This window comes from Chryseobacterium lactis, from assembly GCF_003815875.1.
GTDB lineage: Bacteria > Bacteroidota > Bacteroidia > Flavobacteriales > Weeksellaceae > Chryseobacterium > Chryseobacterium lactis.
Map to the genome: position 1 here is coordinate 202,781 of NZ_CP033924.1, position 25,895 is coordinate 228,675.

The window sequence follows — 25,895 nt, forward strand, 5'->3', positions numbered from 1 at the left end:
TCTAATAATTTTCTAATAACATTCTAAGACTTCTCTAACAGCTCCTCTCTACAAGGAAGAATACCTTTGCAGCAAATAAAACCCACTATGGATACCGATCCCGTCACATTATTACAATAACTAAGCATTCAACAGTATATCTTTCTGTATACGGGCTGGGTGCTATAAAACAGAAAGATCATGACTACATTAGAATTTACACTTCGTCTCTTCACAGCATTTGCTCTTGGCGCCAGTATTGGTTTCGAAAGACAATGGCGTCAGAAAAGTGCCGGACTGCGAACCAATACACTGGTATGTCTGGGGTCTGCTGCATTTGTTTTACTTTCCATCAGAATTGGAGGTGATGCTACTGGCAGGATCGCTTCTTATATTGTAAGTGGTATTGGCTTTTTAGGCGGAGGCGTTATTATGAAAGATGGACTTACCGTTCGGGGTCTCAATACCGCGGCTACAATCTGGTGTTCCGCATCTGTAGGAGCGCTCAGTGCAATGGGATACCCTCTGGAAGCTGCTATAACCAGTAGTTTTATCATCCTTACTCATCTCATTCTTCGCCCATTAGGCCTCCAGCTTGGCAATACTATCAGCAGCAGAAGCCATTACACCGAATATCTACTCACTATAAAATGCAAAAGTGAAGTAGAAAACCACATTCGTGTCCAGCTAATGCAGTCTCTGAGCGGAAATGATAAAATATTATTAAAATCCCTTACCAGCGATGACAACGGTATTCCTGAAAACGCCATCATTACAGCAGAAGTTCATGCTTCTACTCCACAGGACAGTTTTATGGAAAAAACAGTAAGCCGGCTGACTATTGAAGATAAAGTCATCAAGGTAAGCTGGGAAATTATAGGTACTGAAAATGATTTATAACATTTGAAACAACAATCGAAACGATGTTAAAAAAATCCACCAACAAAAATCTCAATTCAGCAGCTCTTGTAAAACTGAAAGAAGCTGCATCAGAGAACGAAAAAATGGTTTACGCCATGCTGGAAACTTCTGAAGAAGGACTTAGTGAAAATACCGTAAAAGATCGTTTGAAAATTTATGGTAAGAATGAAATTGCTATGCAAAAAGCACCTTCGTGGCTGAAACAATTTGCCCATTCCTTTTTCAACCCTTTCAATTATATTCTGGCATGTATTGCTGTGATTTCATTATTTATTGATGTTATCCTGGCTCCTGCTAATGAAAAAGATCTTAGTACCAGTATCATTATTTCGGTAATGCTTCTGTTTAGTACAACCTTAAGATTTATCCAGGAATTCAGAAGCAATAAAGCAGCTGAAGCCTTAAAGAAAATGGTAAAAACAAGCTGCCTTACCAAAAGAAAGTTTAAAGAAAGCGAAGAAATAGAAATTACTGAAATAGTACCCGGAGATATGGTTATTCTTTCAGCCGGAGATATGGTTCCTGCCGATTGCCGAATTCTGAAAAGCAAAGATCTTTTTATCAGCGAATCTATTCTTACAGGAGAGGCGTTACCTGTAGAAAAAAATGCATTCCCTATCCGGGATGCTAAAGATCAAAACCCGCTCACTCTGCAAAATATATGTTTCATGGGGACAAATGTAGTGAGCGGATCAGCCACTGTTGTTGTTACAAACACCGGAATATTCACGTATTTCGGAAGCATCAGCAGAAGTCTGGTTTCCAAAAGACCTGAAACAGCATTCGATATCGGAGTAAATAAAGTAAGCTTCCTTCTCATTCGGTTCATGCTGATTATGACTCCGGTTATTTTCCTGATCAACGGATTTGTAAAAGGAGACTGGATGCAGGCTTTATTATTTGCCATCGCTGTAGCCGTAGGCCTTACTCCTGAGATGTTACCCATGATCGTTACTGCAAATCTTGCCAAAGGAGCTGTTAACATGAGTAAAAAGAAAGTGATTGTTAAACGACTCAATGCGATTCAGAATATAGGAGCAATGGATATTCTCTGTACCGATAAAACGGGAACACTGACACTTGACAAAATTGTATTGGAAACCCACCTCAACGTTCGGGGTATCGAAGATGATGAAGTATTGAAATGGGCTTACCTCAACAGTTTTCACCAGACCGGACTTAAAAATCTACTAGACCAGGCTGTTCTCGACCATGCAGAAGTTCATAACCTGATGAAAGCAGATGAATTGTACCTGAAAGTAGATGAAATTCCTTTCGATTTTGAAAGAAGAAGAATGTCTGTTATCCTCAATACCTCCAAAGGTAAACACCTCATGATCTCTAAAGGAGCAGTAGAAGAAATGCTTTCTCTATGCAAATATGCTTTGGATCCCGGGGAAGACCACAGTTTACATATTGAAAATGATAATATTGTCCCGCTGGACGATCTTATGAAACAGCAAATCATCAAAATGTCTGAGAAGCTTAATGCAGAAGGGCTGAGAGTATTATTAGTAGCTATTAAAGAATTTGATGGAAACCACGCTTTAAATTACTCTGTCGCAGATGAAGATCATCTTATTCTTACCGGATTTATAGGATTTCTGGATCCTGCGAAACCTTCTGCAGAACCAAGTATAAAAGCATTGCACAAGCTAGGTGTTGAAGTGAAAGTTGTGACAGGTGATAATGATATTGTTGCTAAAAAAATATGCCACGATGTAGGAATTCCAATCAACACGATTATGTTGGGAGACACCATGGATCATATGAGCGATGAGGAACTCAGTAAAGATATGGATATGTACTCTGTTTTTGCTAAAGTAAATCCATTACAAAAGCAACGTATCGTAAAAATATTAAGATCGAAGGGGCACACCGTAGGATTCATGGGAGACGGAATCAATGATGCGGCAGCCATCAAGGAAGCTGATGTGGGCATTTCTGTAGATACAGGAGCTGATATCGCCAAAGAAAGTGCAGATATTATCCTTCTGGAGAAAGATTTAATGGTGTTGCGAAGTGGTGTAATCTATGGCAGAAGAACCTTTGGAAATATCGTTAAATATATCAAAATGACAGCCAGCAGCAATTTCGGGAACATGTTCAGCATGATCGGAGCCAGCGCGCTTCTTCCATTTTTACCCATGCTTCCGCTGCAGATTCTGACCCAGAACTTACTTTACGATATTTCACAATCTTCCATTCCATGGGATACGATGGACAAAGATTTTCTGGAAAAACCAAAAAAATGGGAAGCCGACAGTATCAAAAAGTTCATGTTGTATATCGGTCCTTTGAGTTCAATTTTTGATTATGTAACGTTTGCTGTGATGTTCTTTGTTTTCAAAGCCAATACTCCCGAACATCAGAGTTTGTTTCAGACCGGTTGGTTTGTGGAAGGCTTGCTGTCCCAGACCTTGATCGTTCATATTATCAGAACAAAAAAGATTCCGTTTATTCAAAGCTGGGCTGCTACGCCTGTCGTTGCTTTAACCAGTTTAATCATGCTCATCGGAATTCTGATTCCTTTCAGTCCTATTGCTGTATATCTGAAGATGGAACCGTTGCCTTTAAGCTATTTCCCTTATCTGATAGGAATTCTTACAGGTTATTGTATCCTCACTCAGTTCGTTAAGCAATGGTTTATTAAAAAATTCGGACAGTGGCTGTAAAATTCAAATCATCCTTTCTAACAGTTTTCTAATAGCTTTTTAAAGGTTCTCTAACAGACTATTACAAAGGATGAAAATACTTTTGCAACAATAAAGAACTATGATTATAGATATTTCATAAAAAATATCACTTTAAATTGAAATACTATAGAAAAATTAAATTAGTGATTATAAACATCTTATATGAGAAAAACAGTATTAACAATGATCCTTCTGGCATTGGTTACCTCTTGTAAAAACTCCAAAAACGAAACCCCTCAGGATCACGACCTCCTGATCAAAGGCAATGACGTCATTGTTCCTGAAAACAATCCTGTTTTCAAAAAAATAAAAACCGAAACCGTAGCTGAACAGGAACATAGTGACGGTGTAGTATCCGCAGGAACGATTCAGGCTATTCCTAATCATTATGCCGAAATTGCAAGTCCTTTTTCGGGAAGGATCACTAAATCTTTCATTCAGTTGGGGCAGAATATTTCGGCAGGCAGCCCTCTTTTTGAAATTCTTTCTTCCGATTATTTTTCAGTTCAGAAAGATTATACTGATGCTTTAAACGATGTACAGCTTGCCGAGAAAAACTACAAACGTCAGCAAGATCTGGTAAAGCATGGAGTGGGAATTCAGAAAGAGCTGGATGAAGCAGAAACGGATTTTAAGAATAAAAAGACATCCCTCTCCAACGCCTCTTCAGCTCTGAAAGTATACAACAGCAAAGGAGGTGGTATCGGAAGACCACTTATTGTAAGAGCACCGATCAGCGGGGAAATTATTTCCAACAAAATAGTTAACGGTCAATATTTGAAAGGAGATGCTGATCCGGTTATGATCATCGCAGAATTGTCCAAGGTTTGGATTTCCGGGGATGTAAAAGAAAAAGACATCCGGTTTGTAAATACGGGAGATCATGTTTCCGTTAAGGTAAGTGCTTATCCTGATCGGAATATTACCGGAAAAGTATATCATATTAATGAAATCGTGGATGAAAACACCCGAAGTATAAAAGTCCTTATTGAATGCGATAATCCGGACAGAAAATTAAAACCGGGGATGTACGCCACGGTTAATTTCTCCACCACTCCTACAAGAACAATTATGATTCCTGTCACCGCATTAATGCAACAGGACAGTTCACAATATGTATGGGTAAAAACCGGGAAAAATCAATTTACCAAACGTTCGGTTACGACCGGAGAAACAGATCAGAAAACAGTAAGAATTACCTCGGGATTAAAGGTAGGAGAAACAATTATGACAGAAGGTGGAATCTATATGCTTGATGCTAAATAATGTAAACGATATTAAAAAATGTATAAAGAACCGACAGAACCTCTGTTTCTTCTAAAAACTTTATACAAAACTTGAGAACTATGAAGCAATTACTTACAATCTCTATACAGAAAAGATGGCTGATGCTCGCCCTCTTTCTATTACTCGGTTTCTTTGGCTATTATTCCTGGACAAAATTATCAGTAGAAGCATATCCTGATATCGCTGATGTCACCTCACAGGTGGTCACCCAGGTTCCGGGGCTTGCTGCTGAAGAAGTGGAGCAACAAATTACTATTCCATTAGAACGTTCATTGAATGGTCTTCCGGGGATGCATGTGATGCGTAGCAAAAGTACTTTTGGACTTTCTATTATCACAATGGTTTTTGATGATGGTGTTGATGATTATTGGGCGAGACAACGTATACAGGAAAGGTTATCTGATGTAACTCTTCCTTACGGGGCACAACCGGGGCTGGATCCACTAACATCTCCCATCGGCGAAGTATACCGTTATATTATCGAAAGTAATAACCACAGCCTGCGTGAATTGACAGATTTACAAAAATTTGTCATCATTCCCCGTATCAAACAGGTTTCAGGGGTTGCCGATGTCACCAACTTCGGAGGAATTACCACACAGTTTCAGATCGAGCTGGATCCTCACAAACTTGAACAATATGGACTTTCATTATCTGAGGTCACAGAAACTATTTCTAAAAATAATGTCAGCGCCGGAGGTAGTATGCTTCCCCGGGGAAATCTCGCTTATGTTATCCGTGGAATAGGTCTTGTAAAAGAATTGAATGACCTCGGTAAAATCGTGGTAAAAACCGAAAACGGAGTTCCTGTATTTCTGAATGATGTAGGAACATTAAAATATGGAAACCTTGAAAGAAAAGGAATTCTGGGCTATACCGACAGAAAACGCAATTATTCCGAAAGCGTTGAAGGGATCGTACTTTTATTAAGAGGGCAAAATCCTTCTCAGGTTCTGGAAGGCGTTCACGAAGCCATTGAAGAATTAAATAATGAAACACTTCCTGCCGGAGTAAAGATTCATCCTTTTCTGGATAGAACAGATCTTGTAAAAACAACTCTTACTACAGTTTCTCACACGCTTACCGAAGGAATCGTGCTGGTCATTATCGTATTGATTGTTTTTCTGGGCAGTTGGCGGGGAGCTTTATTAGTGGCAATCACCATTCCGCTCTCTTTATTGTTTGCGTTTATCCTGATGCATTTTACGAATATTCCCGCTAACCTTCTTTCTCTTGGTGCTATTGACTTCGGAATTATTGTAGACGGGGCCATTGTAATGCTGGAAACGATTCTTAAAAAAAGAGAAGATAATCCTGAAGAAGCTCTGGAGGAAAAAAGCATTACCAAAAGGGTTGTTGAAGTTGCCAAACCAATCTTCTTTTCCACGATCATTATTATCACGGCCTATCTTCCATTGTTTGCTTTCGAAAGAGTTGAGAAAAATTATTTACCCCAATGGCATTCACTGTAGGTTATGCTTTACTGGGAGCACTTGCCGTTGCATTGCTGCTTATTCCCGGTCTGGCTTATGTGATCTACCGTAAACCACAAAAAATATATCATAACAAATGGCTGGAAAAAATAAGTAATGCCTATGGAAAAAGAATAGAGAAAATCATGCAGGCTCCTAAAAAAGTTATTCTGCCGGTAAGTATCGTTTTATTATCTGCAGGAATTTTATCCTATTCGGTAGGAAAAGATTTCCTTCCTGAGCTTGATGAAGGCTCCATCTGGCTACAAGTACAGCTTCCGCCGGGTATTTCTCTGGCAAAAGCGAAAGAGATGAGTGATACTTTACGGGCAAGAACCTTAAAACATTCTGAAATCACTTATATGATGGTTCAGGCCGGCCGAAATGATGATGGAACCGACCCATGGACAGCCTCTCACTTCGAAGTTTCCGTCGGAATAAAACCGTACAGCGAATGGCCTTCAGGAAAAACCAAAGCAGATTTAATTAAAGAGCTCGCTGTTGATTATAAAGATATGCCGGGATTCACCGTCGGATTTTCGCAACCGATGATCGACGGGGTAATGGATAAAATTTCCGGAGCCCACAGTGAGCTGGTCGTAAAAGTATATGGTGAAGACTTCAAAGAAACCAGAAGAATTGCCGAAAATATACTTTCTACATTGAACAAAATTCCAGGTTCTGCCGATCTTGCCATTGACCAGGAACCCCCATTACCTCAGCTACAGATTATTGCTGACAGGGATAAAATTGCCCAGTACGGATTGAATGTTGCTGATGTGGCGGACCTTATTGAAGTCGCTCTGGGCGGAAAAGCCATTTCTCAGATTTTTATCGGTAACAAAGTTTATGATATCTCCTGCCGTTACACTGAAGACAGTCGAGACACTCCCGACAAAATCGGAAACCTCATGCTTACCTCAGCAACAGGAGCCAAAATTCCTTTATCCCAGGTGGCAGAAGTAAAACTGAGTACCGGAGAAAGCACTATTACCAGAGAAATGAATAAACGCCATCTCACGGTAAAACTCAACCTCAGAGGCACCGATCTTTCATCTTTCCTGAAAAAAGCTCAGGATAAAATTGAGAAAGATATAAAATATGATCATGAGAAATATACGATCAAATGGGGCGGTCAGTTCGAAAACCAAAACAGGGCTTATTCCAGATTGGCATTTATCGTTCCTTTGGCATTGGCCATCATGTTTCTGTTATTGTATGGTGCATTTGGAGACTTTAAGCAGGCTTTGGTACTGATGTCTATTGTTCCATTGGCATTATTTGGTGGAATGCTGGCACTCAATATCCGGGGTATGTCTCTTAACGTATCTTCGGCTGTTGGCTTCATTGCTCTGTTTGGAGTTGCTATTCAGAATGGTGTGATTATGATTTCTCATATCAACGACCTGCGTAAGAAAGGACATGACTTGAAACATGCTGTGATAAAAGGAGCTCACGATCGTTTCAGGCCGGTACTGATGACAGCCACCGTTGCCGTGATCGGTTTATTCCCTGCATCGCTGGCAACAGGAATTGGCTCAGATGTACAGCGTCCACTGGCAACAGTTATCGTTTACGGACTGATGTTCTCTACTATTTTAACACTCTTCGTTCTGCCTGCTATTTATTTTATGGCTGAACGTGGCAATAAAAAACAAAATTTGGAATCAGATGAAGCACTTACTCCTACCTATGAAGATTAAAATTCATTTTGTCATCATATTAGTCACTGTACTGAGTATGACAGGAATGGTAAAAGCGCAGGATAAAGAGCTTTTACGATTTGAAGAATACCTGAGCCTTGTCGGAAAGAAAAATCTCGGCTATGCATCACAGAAATACAACGTAAGTATGGCTGAAGCGGCTATTCAAACTGCAGGTATGTTTCCTGATCCTCAACTGGAAGTAGAAACCACCAATAACGGTGTGAATAAAAACATGGGCTATGTCTATGGTTCCTCCATCGGATGGACTCTGGAATTAGGAGGAAAAAGAAAAGCCCGGATAAATCTTGCGAAAAACCAGTCGGAGCTAAGTAAAATACAACTGCAGGACTTTTTTAGAAACCTTAGAGCAGATGCGAGCTTAGGATATATTGATGCCTTAAAATCCAAGGCTCAACTTGAGGTGCAACAGGATTCTTACAAGAATATGCTGCAATTGGCAAAATCCGACAGTATCCGATACCGTTTAGGAACCATATCACTGGTCACATCAAAGCAAAGCAAACTGGAAGCAGCATCCTTGCTGAATGAGGTATATCAGGCTGAAAGTGCCGAGCAACAAGCATTAACCAATCTCTCAGTATTTCTAAGTGACAACAAAATAACAGGCAGAGATGTTGATGGTGATTTTAATGCATTCAACAGAGATTTCAGTATTGATGACCTGATGCTGCAGGCATTGAATGAAAGAGCCGATTTAATGGCAGCCAAACAAAATACACAAGTCGCCAAAAGCCAGATCAACCTTGAAAAAGCCAATCGTATGATCGATCTGGGACTGAGTGCCGGTGCTGAACGACATACCGAAGCAACGAATGAAATTGCTCCCTCCCCAACAGTAAATGCTGTAAAGGTAGGTCTTAGTATTCCATTAAAATTTTCCAACAGGAGAAATGCAGGATTGAAAATAGCAGAAATGGCTCATTCACAGGCAGAAGTTGAGTATCAACAGATCGAACAGGGAATAAGAGCTGAAGTGATGCAGGCTTATCAACAGTATATGGCTACTCAAAAACAGGTCAAGCAATTTCATAACGGAATGCTTGCTGAAGCTAAAAGTATATTGGAAGGAATCACCTACAGTTACAAAAGAGGAGAAAGCTCGATCCTCGAAGTCCTGAATGCTCAAAGAACTTATAATGATGTAAGAAAAGACTATTACCAGGCACTTGCAGATAATGCAGCTGCTTTGATTGAACTGGAACGCAGGACAGGAATCTGGGACATTGAGTTTTAGAATAGCTGGAAAAAGAAAGTTTTTAAAATCAGGCGATAAGTAAGACTCCAATTAATTAACCTTTTTAAATTAAAAAAATCTTCTCTAAAAGACGATAAGGAGTCAATAAACACAAATAGTACTTCCAGCTTCTTGCTTCCACCTTAGCCCTCATTCAAAAAAGCCCCGAAATCTCTATGATTTCAGGGCTTTTTTTATTTCTTATAGTTAGATTCGTAAATATTGATCCAGTCATCAACGGTCATTTTAGTACTCAATTCGGCGATTAATTCAAACGGAATATCTTCTGTTTTTTTAAACCGGACGCAGGATTTACCCATATCTAGTTTTTTCTTCGAGTGTTTTGGATATTCTGTCACAAACCAATCCAGAAGTTCCGGTCTTGAGTATAACCCCATATGGTATAATGCTATAAAATTTTTCTGCGAGGCAAGATTAATAAACGGCAACGCAGTACCGGGAGTACAATGATAGCCTGCAGGATAAGTTGTTAACGGAACAGCCCAACCTATCATTCCATAACTGGTATTTTCTTCAAAACCTTTTGGCAGATTATCATTGATCGTATCAAAAAGTTTTTTAAAAGATTCCTGTCTTTCTTCAGGAATTTTCGAAATGTAATCTTCTATGGTAACTGCCTGAATCTGCATATTTTATTTTTATCTAAAATACAATTATTTTATAAAATTGTATACACTGAACATCTGCACTTCCTTCCCGTTTTTTTCAAGGAACAACATTTTATTTACATTCGGAACATATTGAATCATATTACCATCAGCAAATCCGAAGTTTTGGAAAAAGTTTCTCCCTTTATAAGTGAGGTTCACTTCCTGAGATTTCAAAGTGCCAAAATCAAAAACCTTCATAGAAAATCCTGTATTTCCAAACGCACCTTTAGGATAGAATGTAGAAATATAAAGATTATTTCCTGCCTCGGTTACATGAATTCTTTTCCCCGTGGAAGCTCCGGTTGCAACGAATTGCGTCACATCACCTTCTTTATTAAACTTCATCAGCATTCCTGCTTCCAGTTTATAGACAGGATCCGGAAAACGATTCATCGTTGTGGGTAATGGTCTTGTAACAGTTTCCTGCTGAATAGCCATCAAAATATCATCTCCTTTGATAATGGTTTTGATCACTTTCACATCATTCATATCTTTATCACCACCAAGATTGGTATTGCTGATGACCGCTTTTCCTGATTTCAGATCATAGAACATTACAGTCCCGAAAGTGCTTGCTCCAATCGTCACGGCAGCCTTCTTTCTACCAAAACTAATCAGATAATCATTATCGTTTTTACTGATTGAATATAGCTTTTCAGGAATATATTTATCATCAAATGGAAGATCTTTATCTTCATTATTGGAAACCAGTTCCAGTTTATAAGCTTCCTTCCAACCGGCAGCCTTACGCAGCAATACGATCTTTCCGGAGTTCGTTAATGTTAAAGACTTTTCAACATAATCATTACTCAGGGTAATTTCCTTGTTCCAAACTGGCGAAAGGGTTCTCAGATCCAATACCAGAACATCATTGATATTATCCGTTTTTTTGTTGGAATATCTGTCATTAAAAACAGCAGCATATTTTCCGTTTTCTGAAAAAAGAACATAGGTTGTTCCTGATTTATTAGTGGATTCAATGCTGTATTTGGCAATACTTTTTGTGATAAAAGTTCCATCTTTTTTACTGAACACATGCTGGAAAACTTCCTTTCTGTTTTCTTTTCCAAAATATTCTTCTGTAAAAGCTACAAATTTATCATCATCAATCTGCTGTGACCCCAGATAGTTGTGAAGTACGCCGTTTGTTTTGTTGGCATAATCTTTAACGTAGGTATCCACAAGACTTCCATTCTGATCCAGTTTTCTCATCAATAATTTTTTGTGAGGAAAAACGTTTCTCATTAATCCGTCTATATTGATTGCGCTGAACATATAAGAATTGTAATCATCTGCCAGCACCAGTTTATCATTGGTTTCAAGGTTGGCATCAACAGTGAACTTTGTTCCTTCCGTCACTTTTGTTTGTGCAAAAGAATACACAGAAGCTGTAATTAATGCCGAAGCAATAATTTGTTTAATCATGTTATTTTTAAGTTATTAGTTATTATAGATTTTTTCTTCTAATCTTTTTAATTCAAGATTTGCATCGTAGGATAATTTAATGTCTACCAAATGCTCCTGTAGTTCATTTAAGTATTTTTCAGCTTCCTGATAATTACCCAAAGCAACCTGTAATCTGATCAGGTTAAAATAAAGATACTCACCGATCTTTTGGTTATAAACGGCTTTTTTATCCTGGTAATTTACCTTTGTCAGAGAATTCTTCCAGATATCAATTCCCTTCTGCATATTTTCCATAGCGACTTTATTCGGTGCATAATCGGATTTTGCCTGAAGTTTTTTCAAATTGGTAGTGACATAGATGTATGCCTTTTCCAGGTCATCATATTCTCCTTTATTCTTTACACTTGCCAGCGTTACTGTAGAATTGATGGTCTGGTATCCAAAATTATCATTAAGAATATTTCTCGTACGATCCATCGTTCTTTGCAAAAATCTTTTTTCCTGAGCATTCAGGTTGATTTCATTGGTCGGAACACTTGCCACTTCTGCAAAATCTGAAAAATATGTTTTATCCAGTTTTATAGTTCCGTTTTGCTTTCCGATAATTCTTGTAGGCTGATTGGCAAAAGTTTTTCCCTGATTATCCTGAAAATTGGTTCTTTCCATTTCAATGGTAACATCCAGATAATTTCCACCTTTAGAAAAACCAAGGATATCCATCTGGGAAGCCAGGATCTTATTATCAACGATCAAAGCATCTTTTAAGTCGGGTTGTCTGTAAACCGGTACGGGAGGAATATTCAAAACAGGTCTTGAAGGTATTCTTAACACCGGAGCTCCATTTGTCGCTGCAATTTTTTCAACTGCAGATAATTTGCTGTATTCTGCAGATTCCAGTTTATATTTTTCCTGTAATTTTTTTACTTCAGCATCGTAATCTTTTAATCTTTCCGTATGTTCCAGTTTGGCAGATTCTACATTGGTCTGATAATTATCTACCTGTCTCTGGTAATCTTCTTTTGATTGCCTTAAAACATCATCTTTTGTAATATTATAGGGCGACTGTACGGTGATCTTATAGTTCCTGCTAGCAAGTTCTGTAGCAAAAACAGGCTCTTTTAAAAGTTGGAAGCTAATAATCTCTTTATCAATTCGCTGAGCATTAGAAAATTGGATACAGAATATTGGAGTTATTAAAAAAAGTTTCAGTCTATTCATAGGTTTTATAGTTTTCGGGCAAATGTATAATAATTTTATTAACATCGAATTTAATAGGTTATTAAATCATACATTTTCTTATTTCTCACAAAAAAGACAGCCACATATTCTATGACTGTCTTCACAATTATTTTTCTTTACAATTATTTTTTAATTGCTTTTACTGTAGACTGTGAACCGTCTTTAAAGTAAAGGGTTACAAAATACAATCCGGTATTCATTGCACTCAGATCAAGTTCTTTTACAGAACCTTCAACAGACTTTACAATTCTTCCTGTAGCATCCCCTACCGTTACTCTTTTTATATCCTTCGTATCAGACAAATATAAAATATCTTTAAAAGGATTAGGATGAACACTCACTTTACTAATTGTCTTTTTCACTTCCGAAGTACTAAGTTGAGCAGTTTCAACTGTAAAATCATCAACGTAGAAATTATAATCTGCAGAATCATTTACGGCACCTGAAGTTCCGTAAAAGGCAAACACAGTATTCGGGCTCGTATTTCCTAAATCATAAGAATAGACGTTAGAGGTATTGGAAGGAGTCTTACTGGCATTCCATGTTTCCAGTATTGTCCATGTTGTACCTCCATCATCTGAAACCAGGAAGTTAACAATATCATCAGAACCCATCGTGGTAGCAGCTGTTCCTGAATATGTCGTTACCCCGTAATTAAATTTCACTCTATACCCTCCCGCCGAAAGGTCAAACGGTACTGTTTTAAGCCAGCCTGTTCTGTTGGCACTATACACATTCATTGATGCTGATGCGTTGGAGCCTGTATTTAAAAAATTACGCTGTGTCCAATATGATGTAGTTGCAGAAGGCCCTGTTGCCGGTGTTCCACCGGAAAGAGCAGTCACCCAGCAAGTTCCCGGATAGCTGGTGAAATTATTGGTATATGCAGGCACCATAGCACCACACAATGTTGTAAATGATCCCGCGAAAGACCACGCACTTTGGCTGGTTCCGGTACTGCAATTTGTTCTCACCCAATAATAATAAGTTGTACTTGATGCCAGACTTCCTATCGTATAAGAAGTTCCTGTCACTCCCTGATAATTTGGTGTAGTACCACTGTTAGGGACGGTAGAACTTGTGCTGTAATAGATATCATGGCTTGCCGCCTGGGTGCCTGAAGGAACCGTCCACGAAGCCTGAGCTGAGTTGGAAGTAAGATTGGATACAGGTTGTAAGGTTGGAGCAACACAAGTTGTGTAGGTATCTGCAGAGAAAGCAAATATATTGGCAACACCCGAACTATTGGTTTTTGTTATCGTAACACTTTGAATGGGTTTAGTCTGATTCGCCGCATCAATATTTAAAACAGTTTGATACAGTCTTGGGTTGGTACTATTGGCTTCCAGTACATCCGTATTTCTCAGAATTCTTCCTATTCCCTGAATAGCAAAATTGGTTCCTCCATACCAGTCTGTAATACTTTGAGCGGTAAAAACCTGAGAAGTATTATCCGTAAAATTGACGGTGATGTCTACGGTAGAAGATCCGCTCCCACTCGTGGAAAGCATATACAGTTTAAAAGCGGCCACAGGAGTTGTAAATACCATAGTTCCCGTATTGCTGCCTGCTGTGTTGGTGGCAATTCTTAAGGAATTATTTCCACTTAAATCTCCAAGTTGAAAAGTCAATCCTGGCGTTGAAGCCACAGCTGAATTAATCGTCCCATTCGTTGGAATACCGTAAGTAAGAGGAGTGCTTGCGGCCGTAAGCTGAAAATCTCTTGCTACAAAATTATAGGAAACGCCGTCTACATCCACTGTAGTGGAATTCAAAGAAGAACCGATACCATTAGCAATAACATCTGCCGTATATCCTGACTGAACCGGCATTGTTTGAAAATTTTGAGCCATCATCGCAGATGCGGAAAAAAGAGCAATAACAGGTAGTACTCTAGAAAATAAATTTATTGTCATATTATTCACATTTGTTTTGAAAATTAAGAAAAATATTAATATAAAACGATTATTAATAACAAATAATTAGCTTAAAAATAAATTCAACCATAATATCGACATTCAACATAAAGGAATTTTCCGTTTAACAAAGGGCTTCTGTAAAACAATGAAACACTTCTTCTTGTCTCTTAATTTTATTATTGAGAAATTAAATCTTATTTTTGTCATACAAATTTTTAAACAATGCCGAATATTTCAAACAGAGCACTGCATATGCCGCCATCGCCGGTAAGAAAACTGGTTCCTTTTGCATTACAAGCAAAACAGAAAGGAATAAAAGTATATCACCTTAATATCGGGCAGCCTGATATTGAAACTCCGGAAACAGCTTTAAATGCTTTAAAAAATATTGATTTAAAAGTATTGGAATATGCGCTTTCTGAAGGGAATATTGAATACAGAAAAGCCCTTACTGAATATTATCATTCATTAGGTTTTTCAGATTTGACCCCTGATAACTTCATGGTAACCAACGGAGGTTCCGAAGCACTTAACTTTGCGATTTCCACATTATGTGACGAAGGAGATGAAGTCATTATTCCTGAACCTTATTATGCCAACTACAATGGTTTCACCAGCACATTTGATGTGAATGTAGTTGCAGTTCCCTCTACCATTGATACAGGTTTCGCCTTACCTCCTGTTGAGGAATTTGAAAAGAAAATCACAGAAAAAACAAGAGCGATCATCATCTGTAATCCAGGTAACCCTACAGGATATCTTTACACTCGTGAAGAACTTCAGAAGCTTGCAGAAATTGCTTTAAAATACGATATCGTTATCATCTCAGACGAAGTATACAGAGAATATGTATATGACGGAAAGCAACAAGTATCAATGCTTGACTTCCCGGAACTGGCAGAAAACTGTATCATTATCGACTCAGAATCCAAGCGTTATTCTATGTGTGGAGTAAGAATCGGATGTATGGTAACCCGTTCCAGCAAAATCCGTAATGCAGCAATGCTTTTTGCACAGGCAAGACTGAGCCCGGTTCTTTTGGGACAAATCGCAGCAACAGCAGCTCACCAGAATGACGGCCCTTATATCAGAGCTGTAAGAGAAGAATATACCCACAGAAGAAATATCTTAGTAGATCTTTTGAATGCTATTCCTGGAGTAATCTGCCCTAAGCCAAAAGGTGCCTTCTACTGTGTTGCTGAACTTCCGGTAGATGACACTGAGAAATTTGCACAATGGTTGCTTGAAAAATATTCATTGAATAATGAAACCATTATGGTTGCTCCTGCAGGAGGATTCTACAGCGATCCTGAACTAGGAAAAAAACAAGTCAGAATTGCTTACGTATTAAAAGAAGATGATTTAAAAAGAAGTGCTGAAATTCTGAAAGAAGCTTTAAAAAAGTACAGAGAAGAATTTAGCCTGTAAATTATATATGATGCCGACAACAAAAAATATCCATCTGAAAATTCTGTTTTCGATTCTTTTGCTGTCGGCATCTTTTTCTTGTGATACAAAAAAGACCCCACAACCCGCTGTTTCTAAAAATCCGAATGAAATAACCTTTATCAGTGTTTCTCATATCGGCGGAACTTTGGGTGAATATAAGATTATTAAAGTCACAAAAGATTCTGTGTTTGCAGAAAAGGGAGCTACAGCCAATACGACTCATCAGGAATGGGCTTCATCCATCAATTCGGATATCTGGAAGTTTCTTATATCTTCCATTAATGTTAAAGATCTTGATCATATAAAAAGTTCTCCGAGCCAGCAATCGGTGGACGGAATTGATGAAACATTTCAGATACGCACTCCAAAAAAAGCTCATATCTACGTCAATTCTTTTGCAGATCCCACCCATTACAAGCAATTTCAACAGTTTAAAGAACGATTAGACAACATTCTTCCCAAAGAATACAAATAAAACATGCAAGAAAATTTTTCCTTACGACCTTACAATACATTTGGCGTTGATGCCAAAGCTAAATATTTCACTGAAGTTAATACTATTGAAGAATTAAAGGACGCTATTAACTTTTCAAATCTCCATATCCTTCCGGTCTTATTCCTGGGGGGAGGAAGTAATATTTTACTGACAAAAGACTTTGGAGGTCTTGCAGTTAAATTACACTTTACAGGTATTTCCGAAGAAATTATTAATGAAAATGAGGTCCTTGTAACGGCAAAAGCTGGAGAAAACTGGCATGAATTCGTGATGTATTGTCTTCAGAAAAATTATGGCGGACTGGAAAATCTCTCTTTAATTCCTGGAAATGTAGGAACATCTCCTATGCAAAATATCGGAGCGTACGGAACTGAAATTAAAGATCTCTTTGTAAACTGTAAGGTATTAGATATAGAAAGTCTTGAGATCAAAACATTTAATCTTGAACAGTGCAGGTTTGGTTATAGAGATTCTATTTTTAAACAAGAAGGGAAAGGGAAATATGTCATTCTGGAAGTCACTTTTAAACTGACCCAAAAAGACCATCTTATCAAAACAGACTACGGAGCGATAACAACCGAACTGGAAAATATGGGAATTAAAAATCCCACCATTCAAGATGTTTCCAGGGCAGTGATCAATATCAGACAGAGCAAATTACCGGATCCTAAAGAAATCGGAAATGCAGGAAGCTTTTTTAAGAATCCGACTATTCCTCTGGCACAGTTTGAAAGTTTAAAACAAAAATTTGAAAACATTCAGGGCTATCCAAATGGAGCCGTGGTAAAAGTTCCTGCCGGATGGCTGATTGAACAATGTGGATGGAAAGGAAAACAAATCGGAAATGTTGCTTCTCATAAACTACAATCATTGGTTATCATTAATGCCACAGGAAATGCAACCGGAAAAGAAATTTTTGATTTTTCCACGGAAATCATCAACTCCGTGAAAGAAAAGTTCGGAATAGAACTGGAACGGGAAGTAAATATCATTTAAAAAATACAAGACTGATTCAATATTGAATGCAGTCTTTTTTATTCTTACGGGCTTTATCTGTTGAAAAAGCGCAAGGACGCAAAATTTCAACCTACAATTCTGTTGTAAGGCGCAAAGATTTTATCTCCGATAAAATTCAAGAATACCGATAATTTTTATTTCACGCAGATTTTGCAAATAATGCAGATTGCAATAAAATAATTCGTGGTAAAATTCGTAACACACAACACTTGCTGAAAACCCTTGGTTTTCTTGCGCCTTAAAGTAGCATAATAAATATTAATTGCGCCTTTGCGCTTTTCCAACAAAACACAATAGCAATTCAATGTTAAATTCATCTTTTTTATTGTGCATAATCAAGTATTTAGGTGTTGGAAAAGTGCAAGGACGCAAAATTTCAACCTACAATTTTGTTGTACGGCGCAAAGATTTTATCGCCGATAAAATTCAAGAATACAAATAATTTTCATCTCACGCTGATTTTGCAGATAGCGCAGATACCATGAAGAAAGATCTGCGTTATCTCCGTAATCTGCGAGAAACCCTTTTCAGTCTCAAAAATTCACTTATAAAATAATTCGTTATAAAAAAGCTACAGTGTACAATACCTGCTGAAAACCCTTGGTTTTCTTGCACCTTAAAGCAACATAATAAATATTAATTGCGCCTTTGCGCTTTTCCAACAAAACACAAAAGCAATTCAATGTTAAATTCACCTTTTTTATTGTGCATAATAAGGTATTTATCTGTTGGAAAAGCGCAAAGACGCGAAATTTCAACTTATAATTCTGTTGTAAGGCGCAAAGATTTTATCTCCGATAAAATTCAAGAATACCGATAATTTTTATTTCACGCAGATTTTGCAAATAACGCAGATTGCAATAAAATAATTCGTGGTAAAAGTCGTAACACACAACACTTGCTGAAAACCCTTGGTTTTCTTGCGCCTTAAAGCAGCATAATAAATATTAATTGCGTCTTTGCGTTCACCAACAAAACGCACACAACTTCCGCTTTATCCATAAAATCATTATTTTAGCTAAAAATATAAGCACAATATGAAAATAGCGATCCTTGGAGCCGGCAATATGGGACTTTCCTTTTCAAAATCATTTTTAAAATACGAATTGATCAAACCGGAAAACCTTCATCTGATTATACGAAGCGAATCAAAAATTCCCAAAATAGCCGAAGAGTTTCCCAAATCAAAAATTTCAACCTTTGAAGAAGTCAGAGAACTCGATGCCGATCTGATTATCATTGCCGTAAAACCTCAGGATTTTCAAACGGTTGCTCAAAATATTCATTTTAAACTAAAAGAAAACCAAATGGTATTATCCATTATGGCCGGGATCAACATTGAAAAAATTCAAAAATCGTTACACCACCCTTTGGTCGTAAGAGCAATGCCTAACTCTCCTACCCTTCTTGGAATGGGAATCACCGGTTATACCGCTGCAGATGGTATTTCTTTCAGCCAGTTAATCAACATTGAAAGATTACTGAACAGTACGGGACGATCTGTATATTTAGAAAACGAAGAACTTTTAGATGGAGTCACCGCACTATCAGGAAGCGGCCCGGCTTACTTTTATTACATCATTGATGCGATGATTAAGGCAGGAATGGAAATGGGAATTGAAGAAAATTTATCTAAACTTTTTGTAAAACAAACGATGCTGGGTGCATACCATTTGATTAACAATTCCGACAAAAGCCTCGAAGAATTAATTAAAGATGTAGCATCAAAAGGTGGTACAACAGAAGCTGCGTTAAAGACATTTGAAGAAAACAGTTTTAAAGATATTTTAAAACTGGGAATTCTCAACGCCGAAAAACGAGCTAAAGAACTTAATAACTAAACCTTTTTTCAACCCCTTTACACAGCAGCCAACCCAAATACACTCCAAAAGTATTCAGGAGGATATCGTCTACCTCAAATATTCCCATTCGGGTAAAATATTGAAGCGCTTCCACAATGACGATCGCTGAAATAAAAGTAAAAAGTAAGGTTTTAAGATTTTTGAACTTAGGAAAAACCCAGCCTAAAAATCCAAACGGAATAAACATGATAACATTTCCCAGAACAATCATCACTATATTTTTCCATTCATGAGTACCCTGAATAAATTTTATCGTGGAAAAAACAGGTTCAACGGTAATTAAATTATCTTCATACTGGAACCTGCCCATCCCCAGAAACATCAGGTACAGCAAAAATAAGGTGTAAGGAATAATGATAATTTTATAAATTTTCTTTAACATCAAGAGCTAAGATATTCATTTCAAAAACATTAAATTTGTATATTAAAATAATTTAATGAAATACGTTCTACTTACACTTATTTCAGCAATGCTGCTGTCGGTTTCATGGCCAACTTATGGAGTTCCGTTTTTTATATTTTTCGCCCTCGTTCCTCTTCTGATGATGGAACATGGAATTTCAAAATTTTCTGATTATAAAAGAAAAAGCTGGATGGTTTTTGGACTTTCCTATCTCTGTTTTGTCATCTGGAATATTGTGACTACAGGCTGGTTGTACGGCTCAAAGAATCCGGATGGAAGTCATTCTATGATGGCTGTAATATTTCCGGTTCTGGTTAATTCTCTTTTATATTCTTTGGTTTTCCAGTGTTACCATTGGTATAAAAATGCACAGGGAACCTATTGGGGATTAGGCTTTTTAATAGCTATCTGGATGAGTTTTGAAAAGTTTCATCTGGGATGGGAACTGACATGGCCGTGGCTGAATTTAGGAAATGTATTTTCAGAATATCCAAAGCTGATTCAATGGTATGATACCTTAGGAGCAACCGGGGGAAGCTTCTGGATTTTATTAATCAACGTTTTAATATTCTATACCCTCAGAACGTTTGAGGCCGGGAGAAAAAGAAAAAATCTGATCAGGAACTCTTCTATTGTTCTGGGACTGATTGCAGTTCCAATGATTATTTCGTTGGTCAAATACAATAATTTTAATGAAAAACCATCAGGACAGGTTAACGTTCTGATGCTTCAGCCGGATCTTGACCCATATGCCGAAAAATACTCCAAAGACAGCTTGACTATTGAGAATGATCTTTTAGCACTTGCTGAAAAGAATTCCACTGTTAAGATTGATTACTATATTGCTCCCGAAACGGCCCTTCCGGGAAGAGGTTCTATCTCTGAAACCGGTTTCGAAAAGAGTTTACTTTTAAATAATATTAAAGGATTTTTATCCAAACATCCGGGATCTGTTTTTGCAACCGGAATTTCATCACATCATTTATACTTTGATTCTTCAACAATGCCCAAAGAAGCATATCAGATCAATCAGGGAGTTTGGGTAGCCAGTTATAACACTGCTATTCAACTTACACCGAATCAGAAAGTACAGGTCTATCACAAAGGAAAACTGGTTCCGGGTGTTGAAATCTTTCCTTACATGAGTGTTTTAAAACCTCTTTTGGGGGATGCTATGCTGAATTTAGGTGGAACAGTAGCCTCTTTGAGTACAGATAAGGAAAGAGTTGCCTTTTCAAACCCTTATAACAAAGGAAAAATAGCTCCGATCATCTGTTATGAAAGCATTTATGGAGAATTTGTCACGGATTATGTAAAAAAAGGAGCCAACTTCCTGGGTATTATGACGAACGACTCATGGTGGGGCGTAACAGAAGGACACAAACAGCTTTTATCCTATGCAAGATTGAGAGCGATTGAAACCAGACGAGAAATTGCCCGCGCAGCTAATAGTGGTATTTCTGCTCATATCAATGCCAAAGGTGAAGTAGAAGCGGATACTTTTTACGGAGATCAAACGGCTTTATTTGCTAAAGTAAACCTGTATGATACCATGACATTCTATACGAGAGCCGGAGATCTTCTTTCAAGATTTTCAATATTTGCGTTAGGATTTTTATTGTTTTATTATCTGATTGAAAGGTTTAAATCAAAAACAAAGAAAGCGTAATTTTCAACCACAAATTGCACTAATTCCACATGCATCACCATAAATACCTGCGTTATCAGCCGGATTTGTGAGATTACTATTTTCTCACAGATTTTGCTGATAACGCAGGCTTTTTTATTCTGTACAATTCAATTATTATGACTTAAAATAATGAGTATAAACAAAGAAAAGCCAGCTGGACGTCTGGCTTTTCTCATACATAGAAGATAGAATGATTCAATTACTTAATCGTAAGTTTCTTCGTGGTTATTACGTTTTTTATCTTCAGTTTTAATAAATATATTCCTTTGGGTAAGTGTGAAACTCCGATAGACTGATCACTATTTAAAGTAATATTCAACTTCTTTCCATCCATTGAATAGAGTTCAGCTTCAGAAACTTTTTCACCTTTAATATATACTTTATCCGATACAGGGTTGGGATAGATCGCCAATTGATTTTTACCGGTATTTATTTCCTTTGTTCCCAATGTACTTTCAGCAGAAGGATCAGAATACACTTTTGAGGCATCAATTGATCTTACACTCCAATATACATTCTGAATAGACGGGTCAAGATCAAGAAACCAGGATGGTGTAGTGACCATATATCTGGCAATATCCTGAGCTCCCGGCGTTGATCCTACCTTAATTTCGTAACGTAGCACATTCAGCGGTGTTGTATCATCAGATGCTCCACTCCATGTAAAATTAAAACGGTTTCCATTTTTTGTCATATTCAACTGAGTAGGTGCTGTCGGTTTTGCATTGGTCTTAACAGAAATATTTTTAAAAACCTTTGTCAATGAAGGCAAATCTGATGCTGCCCAGTCGAATCCTCCCAATAAAACATCCAGGTGATTATCATTATTGAAATCAAATAATTGTACTACTCCCGGACCGCCCAGACCATGTAAACCTGTTGGTGTTTCTTCGGCAAACTGCTGAGTATTCGGGTTATATAGGTATGTTTTTACAAAAGCATTGTAATTTTCATTTCCGGAAACTATGAAGTCGTAATATCCGTCATTATTTAAATCACCAAGACTAACCGACGCATCGGAAATATCTGGCATACTAAGAAGCTGTGGTGTAAGCACTCCTGTTCCGTCATTCATTAAAACAGCAAAATATCCGTTGTCATTTTCATCCTTCCCGATGATTACAATATCCTGAAACCCATCAGCATTAAAATCTGCAAAATCAATTTTACCTCCTGCCACAGGCTCAAGATCTTGTGTATGCACCAATGTTCCTCCCTGATTCATATAGACCCGGGATACCGGTACAGTATTCACATCTGACCCTATGATAACCAGATCCAGCAGGTGGTCATTATTTAGATCTACCATTTTAAAGCTTCCGTTTTGAGTCCCGTCTATCCAGTTTTCAGTGATTGTGAAACCTGTCCCTGTATTTTGATAAAAATCAAGGGTATTCCTGAATCCAAGACCGTCAAGATACTGAGTCCCATTGATGGCATAATCCGGTTTTCCGTCATGGTTAAAATCAAAAACCTCCATAGAACCGTAGATTTTCCCTGGGAATTCTTCCTCCAATACAAAATTTGTCCCGGTATTTTTAAAGCGATAGTGTTTGTAATTTACAACATCCATATAACTCAGTCCGGTAGAAATAATATCCATTAATCCGTCATTATTATAATCGATGAATTTGATGTCTCCCAGGTGTGTTCCTCCATCAAGACCTGCATAGGGAGAAAATGTGGTTCCGTTATTTTTATACACTTCATTGTACGTGGTATCTACATTTCCATCTCCATCAGAATCTATGGCTCCATTCAGCACAATATCAAGCTTTCCGTCATTATTTATATCCGCAATATCAGCCGCTGAATAATAGAAATTATTCATTCCGGTTTGGATCTCCGTGAAATTTTGAGCTGTTATAGCAACGGGAAGTATAGACAATAAAATATAAATTCTCTTCACTCTATTTTTATTTAGATTAATTAAAAACAAAGATAGGATTTTAAATTCTCAGCTTAAAAAAATGCCTGTATGAAATATATCAGCCCTGATTTTCTGGGACATTCTGGAAATTCGGCTATTTTAAAATTCAATATTATTAATCAATCACTTATTTGCAAATATTTTGTAAAAGATTTGTCTATCTAAAAAATTCTTCGTTATTTTGCACTCTCAAATATTATACAAATAAGAACATCGAGATATGTCAAGAATTTGCCAAATAACAGGAAAGCGTGCAATGGTTGGTAACAACGTTTCTCACGCTAATAACAAAACGAAGCGTCGTTTTGAAATTAACTTATTAGAGAAGAAGTTTTACCTTCCGGAGCAAGATAAGCACGTTACACTGAAAGTATCAGCTCATGGATTGAGAGTGATTAACAAGATTGGAATCGAAGAAGCTATTGAAAGAGCTACTAGAAACGGATTGATTAAAAAGAATTAATAAATCATGGCAAAAAAAGGAAATAGAGTTCAAGTAATCCTTGAATGTACAGAGCACAAAGAAAGTGGTATGCCAGGAATGTCTAGATACATTTCTACAAAAAATAAAAAGAACACTACAGAAAGATTGGAATTGAAAAAATACAATCCTGTTCTTAAGAGATCTACCCTTCATAAAGAAATCAAGTAATTTATAAATATAATTTACAATGGCAAAGAAAGTAGTAGCAACCCTACAAAGCGGTCAGTCAAAAAAAATGACTAAAGTTGTGAAAATGATTAAGTCTTCTAAATCAGGAGCTTACGTTTTCGAAGAAAAAGTAATGAATGCAGACGAAGTAGACGGTTATTTAAAAAAATAATCAATACTTTATTGACAATATAAAAAACTACTCATATTTTTGAGTAGTTTTTTTGCTATTACTAAAAATATTCAAATGAAATCACTCGTCTTTCTGCTTATAAGCCTTCCCTTCTTTGGTCAGACTTCTCACTCAAATGCAAATGCTGGGGAGAAAATAAAAAATAAAGGTGTAACCCTTATTGTGCTGGGAAATGTACAGGATGCAGGCTCACCACAGGCAGGCTGCAAGAAAGAATGCTGTGCTTCCCTTTGGAAGAACCCCAAGCAAGATCGAAAAATAACTTCCTTAGGAATTATAGATCATGATTTTCAGAAAAACTATATTTTTGATATCAGTCCGGATTTCACACAACAAGTTCAGCTGTTACAAGAACAGTCCGCTACTTTAAATAAAACAGCACCCGATGGAATCTTTATCACCCATGCCCATATTGGCCATTACACAGGATTGATGTTTTTAGGAAGAGAAGCGATGAACTCCAAAAATGTCCCGGTTTATGCGATGCCACGACTTAAGAAATATCTTGAAAATAATGGACCCTGGTCACAATTGGTCACATTGAATAATATAGCAATCCAGGAAATACAGAATGAAGTACCGGTACAGCTTAGTACTCATCTCAACGTAACTCCCATACAGGTTCCTCACCGCGATGAATATTCAGAAACAGTAGGATATATTATTAAAGGACCTAATAAAAAAGCCCTCTTCATCCCGGATATTGATAAGTGGAGTACCTGGAAACATAATATTGCAGATCTTATCAAAAGTGTAGATTATGCATTTTTAGATGCTACATTTTATGATGCCGAGGAAGTAGGATTCAGAAACATCTCTGAAATCCCACATCCCTTTGTTGTAGAAAGCATGGAGTTGTTTAAAGGCTTAGCACCTCAGGACAAAAAGAAAATTCACTTTATCCATTTTAATCATACCAATAAACTCCTGATTCCCGATAGTAAACAAACTAAAACTGTTTTGGCTAATGGATTTGCCATCGCAAGACTTGGAGATCAGGTAGAATTATAACATGCAACTAGGTAAATGAAAATAAGCTAAAAAAGGAAGCATAAATCCATACAAAACAGGCCTTTTTTTGAAAAACAAGTCCACATTTTATCTATAATGAAAAAAAAACACTCATCTTTTGGGTAGTTTTTTTGTTATCTTTGTTCACCAGATTATTAATCAGTAAAATATGAAAAAGGCTTTTGCTCTCGTTTGCACAGTAACTTTTCTATTTTCATTCAGCCAGAAAACAATGAACCCTGTAGAATATAAAAATTCACCAGAAGTTTTCAACATTAAAGGATTATCACAGTCAGTAAGCATTGATTGTGGCAGTTCTAAAATGATTTTATTATCTGGACAGGTTCCTTTAGATTCAAAAGGCAACCTGGTGGGAAATACTGTAGAAGAACAAACACATCAAATTTTCAGAAATATAGAAAATATACTGAAAGAATATGGAGGTACCGGAAAAGACATTGTAAAGATGGGAATCTTTATCAGAGACATCTCTAAAACCCCTGATTTCAGAAAAGTGAGAGATGCGTATGTCAATATTCAAAACCCTCCCGTAAGCAGCCTTGTAGAAGTCAGCAGGCTTTTCAGAGACGATGTACTTATAGAAGTAGAAGCTACAGCAGTAATTAAAAACAAATAAGAA

20 protein-coding genes and 1 pseudogene are annotated in these 25,895 nt (G+C 37.3%); 15 read left to right on the forward strand and 6 right to left on the reverse strand.

Annotated features, from left to right (window positions below):
- The first annotated feature begins 180 nt into the window (after positions 1–180).
- The 5 genes and pseudogenes from EG342_RS00970 to EG342_RS00990 all read left to right on the forward strand — a co-directional run bounded on the left by EG342_RS00970 (position 181) and on the right by EG342_RS00990 (position 9,316).
- On the forward strand, positions 181–879 hold the full coding sequence (locus EG342_RS00970; protein WP_103292132.1) for an MgtC/SapB family protein: 699 nt from the start codon (positions 181–183) through the stop codon (positions 877–879).
- 23 nt (positions 880–902) lie between these two features.
- Positions 903–3,575, forward strand: coding sequence for a magnesium-translocating P-type ATPase (gene mgtA, locus EG342_RS00975; RefSeq protein ID WP_103292131.1), 2,673 nt, complete (start codon positions 903–905; stop codon positions 3,573–3,575).
- Positions 3,576–3,758: 183 nt separating this feature from the next.
- Positions 3,759–4,862 carry an efflux RND transporter periplasmic adaptor subunit gene (locus tag EG342_RS00980; protein WP_103292130.1) on the forward strand — a complete coding sequence of 368 codons (1,104 nt, stop codon included), beginning with the start codon at positions 3,759–3,761 and terminating at the stop codon, positions 4,860–4,862.
- A gap of 80 nt (positions 4,863–4,942) precedes the next feature.
- Positions 4,943–8,058: pseudogene (locus tag EG342_RS00985) on the forward strand (efflux RND transporter permease subunit).
- Positions 8,027–9,316 carry a TolC family protein gene (locus EG342_RS00990; protein ID WP_246008707.1) on the forward strand — a complete coding sequence of 430 codons (1,290 nt, stop codon included), beginning with the start codon at positions 8,027–8,029 and terminating at the stop codon, positions 9,314–9,316. Before EG342_RS00985 ends, EG342_RS00990 begins: the two are co-directional and overlap by 32 nt.
- Before the next feature lie 194 nt (positions 9,317–9,510).
- Here EG342_RS00990 and EG342_RS00995 read toward each other — a convergent pair whose 3' ends face one another.
- From EG342_RS00995 to EG342_RS01010, 4 genes are all read right to left on the reverse strand, one after another.
- Positions 9,511–9,966 (reverse strand): DUF1801 domain-containing protein, encoded by a 456-nt coding sequence (locus tag EG342_RS00995; protein ID WP_103292128.1) that lies wholly within the window; start codon positions 9,964–9,966, stop codon positions 9,511–9,513.
- A gap of 24 nt (positions 9,967–9,990) precedes the next feature.
- On the reverse strand, positions 9,991–11,412 hold the full coding sequence (locus EG342_RS01000) for a hypothetical protein (protein ID WP_103292127.1): 1,422 nt from the start codon (positions 11,410–11,412) through the stop codon (positions 9,991–9,993).
- A 15-nt stretch (positions 11,413–11,427) separates the two neighbouring features.
- Entirely contained in the window at positions 11,428–12,612 is a 1,185-nt protein-coding gene (locus EG342_RS01005; RefSeq protein ID WP_103292126.1) for a hypothetical protein, read from the reverse strand.
- Between the two features lie 143 nt (positions 12,613–12,755).
- A complete protein-coding gene (locus EG342_RS01010; protein ID WP_103292125.1) occupies positions 12,756–14,549 on the reverse strand; it encodes a T9SS type A sorting domain-containing protein in 1,794 nt (597 codons plus the stop codon).
- 225 nt (positions 14,550–14,774) lie between these two features.
- Between EG342_RS01010 and EG342_RS01015 the strand changes: the two genes are divergently transcribed.
- The 4 genes from EG342_RS01015 (at position 14,775) to proC (ending at position 19,355) form a co-directional block, all read left to right on the forward strand.
- Positions 14,775–15,980 (forward strand): pyridoxal phosphate-dependent aminotransferase, encoded by a 1,206-nt coding sequence (locus EG342_RS01015; RefSeq protein WP_103292124.1) that lies wholly within the window; start codon positions 14,775–14,777, stop codon positions 15,978–15,980.
- A 7-nt stretch (positions 15,981–15,987) separates the two neighbouring features.
- Positions 15,988–16,476 carry a hypothetical protein gene (locus tag EG342_RS01020; protein WP_246008708.1) on the forward strand — a complete coding sequence of 163 codons (489 nt, stop codon included), beginning with the start codon at positions 15,988–15,990 and terminating at the stop codon, positions 16,474–16,476.
- Between the two features lie 3 nt (positions 16,477–16,479).
- Complete coding sequence (gene murB / locus EG342_RS01025) at positions 16,480–17,493, forward strand: UDP-N-acetylmuramate dehydrogenase (RefSeq protein WP_103292122.1); 1,014 nt, start codon at positions 16,480–16,482, stop codon at positions 17,491–17,493.
- A gap of 1,058 nt (positions 17,494–18,551) precedes the next feature.
- A complete protein-coding gene (proC, locus tag EG342_RS01030; protein ID WP_103292121.1) occupies positions 18,552–19,355 on the forward strand; it encodes a pyrroline-5-carboxylate reductase in 804 nt (267 codons plus the stop codon).
- Here proC and EG342_RS01035 read toward each other — a convergent pair.
- A complete protein-coding gene (locus EG342_RS01035) occupies positions 19,345–19,758 on the reverse strand; it encodes a VanZ family protein (RefSeq protein ID WP_103292120.1) in 414 nt (137 codons plus the stop codon). The genes proC and EG342_RS01035 overlap by 11 nt on opposite strands.
- A 55-nt stretch (positions 19,759–19,813) precedes the next feature.
- Here EG342_RS01035 and lnt point away from each other — a divergent pair, with 55 nt between their 5' ends.
- Positions 19,814–21,448, forward strand: a complete 1,635-nt coding sequence (gene lnt, locus EG342_RS01040; protein WP_103292119.1) for an apolipoprotein N-acyltransferase — start codon at positions 19,814–19,816, stop codon at positions 21,446–21,448.
- Positions 21,449–21,668: 220 nt separating this feature from the next.
- Here the strand turns inward: lnt and EG342_RS01045 are convergent, their stop codons facing one another.
- Positions 21,669–23,378, reverse strand: a complete 1,710-nt coding sequence (locus EG342_RS01045; protein WP_246008709.1) for a T9SS type A sorting domain-containing protein — start codon at positions 23,376–23,378, stop codon at positions 21,669–21,671.
- Positions 23,379–23,619: 241 nt separating this feature from the next.
- Here EG342_RS01045 and rpmB point away from each other — a divergent pair, with 241 nt between their 5' ends.
- The 5 genes from rpmB (at position 23,620) to EG342_RS01070 (ending at position 25,892) form a co-directional block, all read left to right on the forward strand.
- Positions 23,620–23,862, forward strand: coding sequence for a 50S ribosomal protein L28 (gene rpmB, locus EG342_RS01050; protein ID WP_002976757.1), 243 nt, complete (start codon positions 23,620–23,622; stop codon positions 23,860–23,862).
- 6 nt (positions 23,863–23,868) lie between these two features.
- Positions 23,869–24,051, forward strand: a complete 183-nt coding sequence (rpmG, locus tag EG342_RS01055; RefSeq protein ID WP_027373683.1) for a 50S ribosomal protein L33 — start codon at positions 23,869–23,871, stop codon at positions 24,049–24,051.
- A 19-nt stretch (positions 24,052–24,070) separates the two neighbouring features.
- A complete protein-coding gene (locus tag EG342_RS01060; protein ID WP_073175385.1) occupies positions 24,071–24,223 on the forward strand; it encodes a DUF4295 domain-containing protein in 153 nt (50 codons plus the stop codon).
- 75 nt (positions 24,224–24,298) lie between these two features.
- On the forward strand, positions 24,299–25,255 hold the full coding sequence (locus tag EG342_RS01065; protein WP_103292118.1) for an MBL fold metallo-hydrolase: 957 nt from the start codon (positions 24,299–24,301) through the stop codon (positions 25,253–25,255).
- A 169-nt stretch (positions 25,256–25,424) separates the two neighbouring features.
- Complete coding sequence (locus tag EG342_RS01070) at positions 25,425–25,892, forward strand: RidA family protein (protein ID WP_103292117.1); 468 nt, start codon at positions 25,425–25,427, stop codon at positions 25,890–25,892.
- Positions 25,893–25,895 lie beyond the last annotated feature (3 nt).

Excerpts from the sequence above, each read along its gene's own strand:
- EG342_RS01005 (WP_103292126.1), bottom strand. The coding sequence starts at position 12,612 with ATGAATAGACTGAAACTTTTTTTAATAACTCCAATATTCTGTATCCAA.
- mgtA (WP_103292131.1), top strand. The coding sequence starts at position 903 with ATGTTAAAAAAATCCACCAACAAAAATCTCAATTCAGCAGCTCTTGTA.
- EG342_RS01020 (WP_246008708.1), top strand. The coding sequence starts at position 15,988 with ATGATGCCGACAACAAAAAATATCCATCTGAAAATTCTGTTTTCGATT.
- EG342_RS00995 (WP_103292128.1), bottom strand. The coding sequence starts at position 9,966 with ATGCAGATTCAGGCAGTTACCATAGAAGATTACATTTCGAAAATTCCT.
- rpmG (WP_027373683.1), top strand. The coding sequence starts at position 23,869 with ATGGCAAAAAAAGGAAATAGAGTTCAAGTAATCCTTGAATGTACAGAG.
- EG342_RS01010 (WP_103292125.1), bottom strand. The coding sequence starts at position 14,549 with ATGACAATAAATTTATTTTCTAGAGTACTACCTGTTATTGCTCTTTTT.
- EG342_RS00980 (WP_103292130.1), top strand. The coding sequence starts at position 3,759 with ATGAGAAAAACAGTATTAACAATGATCCTTCTGGCATTGGTTACCTCT.
- murB (WP_103292122.1), top strand. The coding sequence starts at position 16,480 with ATGCAAGAAAATTTTTCCTTACGACCTTACAATACATTTGGCGTTGAT.
- proC (WP_103292121.1), top strand. The coding sequence starts at position 18,552 with ATGAAAATAGCGATCCTTGGAGCCGGCAATATGGGACTTTCCTTTTCA.
- rpmB (WP_002976757.1), top strand. The coding sequence starts at position 23,620 with ATGTCAAGAATTTGCCAAATAACAGGAAAGCGTGCAATGGTTGGTAAC.
- EG342_RS01060 (WP_073175385.1), top strand. The coding sequence starts at position 24,071 with ATGGCAAAGAAAGTAGTAGCAACCCTACAAAGCGGTCAGTCAAAAAAA.
- EG342_RS00990 (WP_246008707.1), top strand. The coding sequence starts at position 8,027 with ATGAAGCACTTACTCCTACCTATGAAGATTAAAATTCATTTTGTCATC.
- EG342_RS01065 (WP_103292118.1), top strand. The coding sequence starts at position 24,299 with ATGAAATCACTCGTCTTTCTGCTTATAAGCCTTCCCTTCTTTGGTCAG.
- EG342_RS01000 (WP_103292127.1), bottom strand. The coding sequence starts at position 11,412 with ATGATTAAACAAATTATTGCTTCGGCATTAATTACAGCTTCTGTGTAT.
- EG342_RS01035 (WP_103292120.1), bottom strand. The coding sequence starts at position 19,758 with ATGTTAAAGAAAATTTATAAAATTATCATTATTCCTTACACCTTATTT.
- EG342_RS00970 (WP_103292132.1), top strand. The coding sequence starts at position 181 with ATGACTACATTAGAATTTACACTTCGTCTCTTCACAGCATTTGCTCTT.
- EG342_RS01070 (WP_103292117.1), top strand. The coding sequence starts at position 25,425 with ATGAAAAAGGCTTTTGCTCTCGTTTGCACAGTAACTTTTCTATTTTCA.
- lnt (WP_103292119.1), top strand. The coding sequence starts at position 19,814 with ATGAAATACGTTCTACTTACACTTATTTCAGCAATGCTGCTGTCGGTT.
- EG342_RS01015 (WP_103292124.1), top strand. The coding sequence starts at position 14,775 with ATGCCGAATATTTCAAACAGAGCACTGCATATGCCGCCATCGCCGGTA.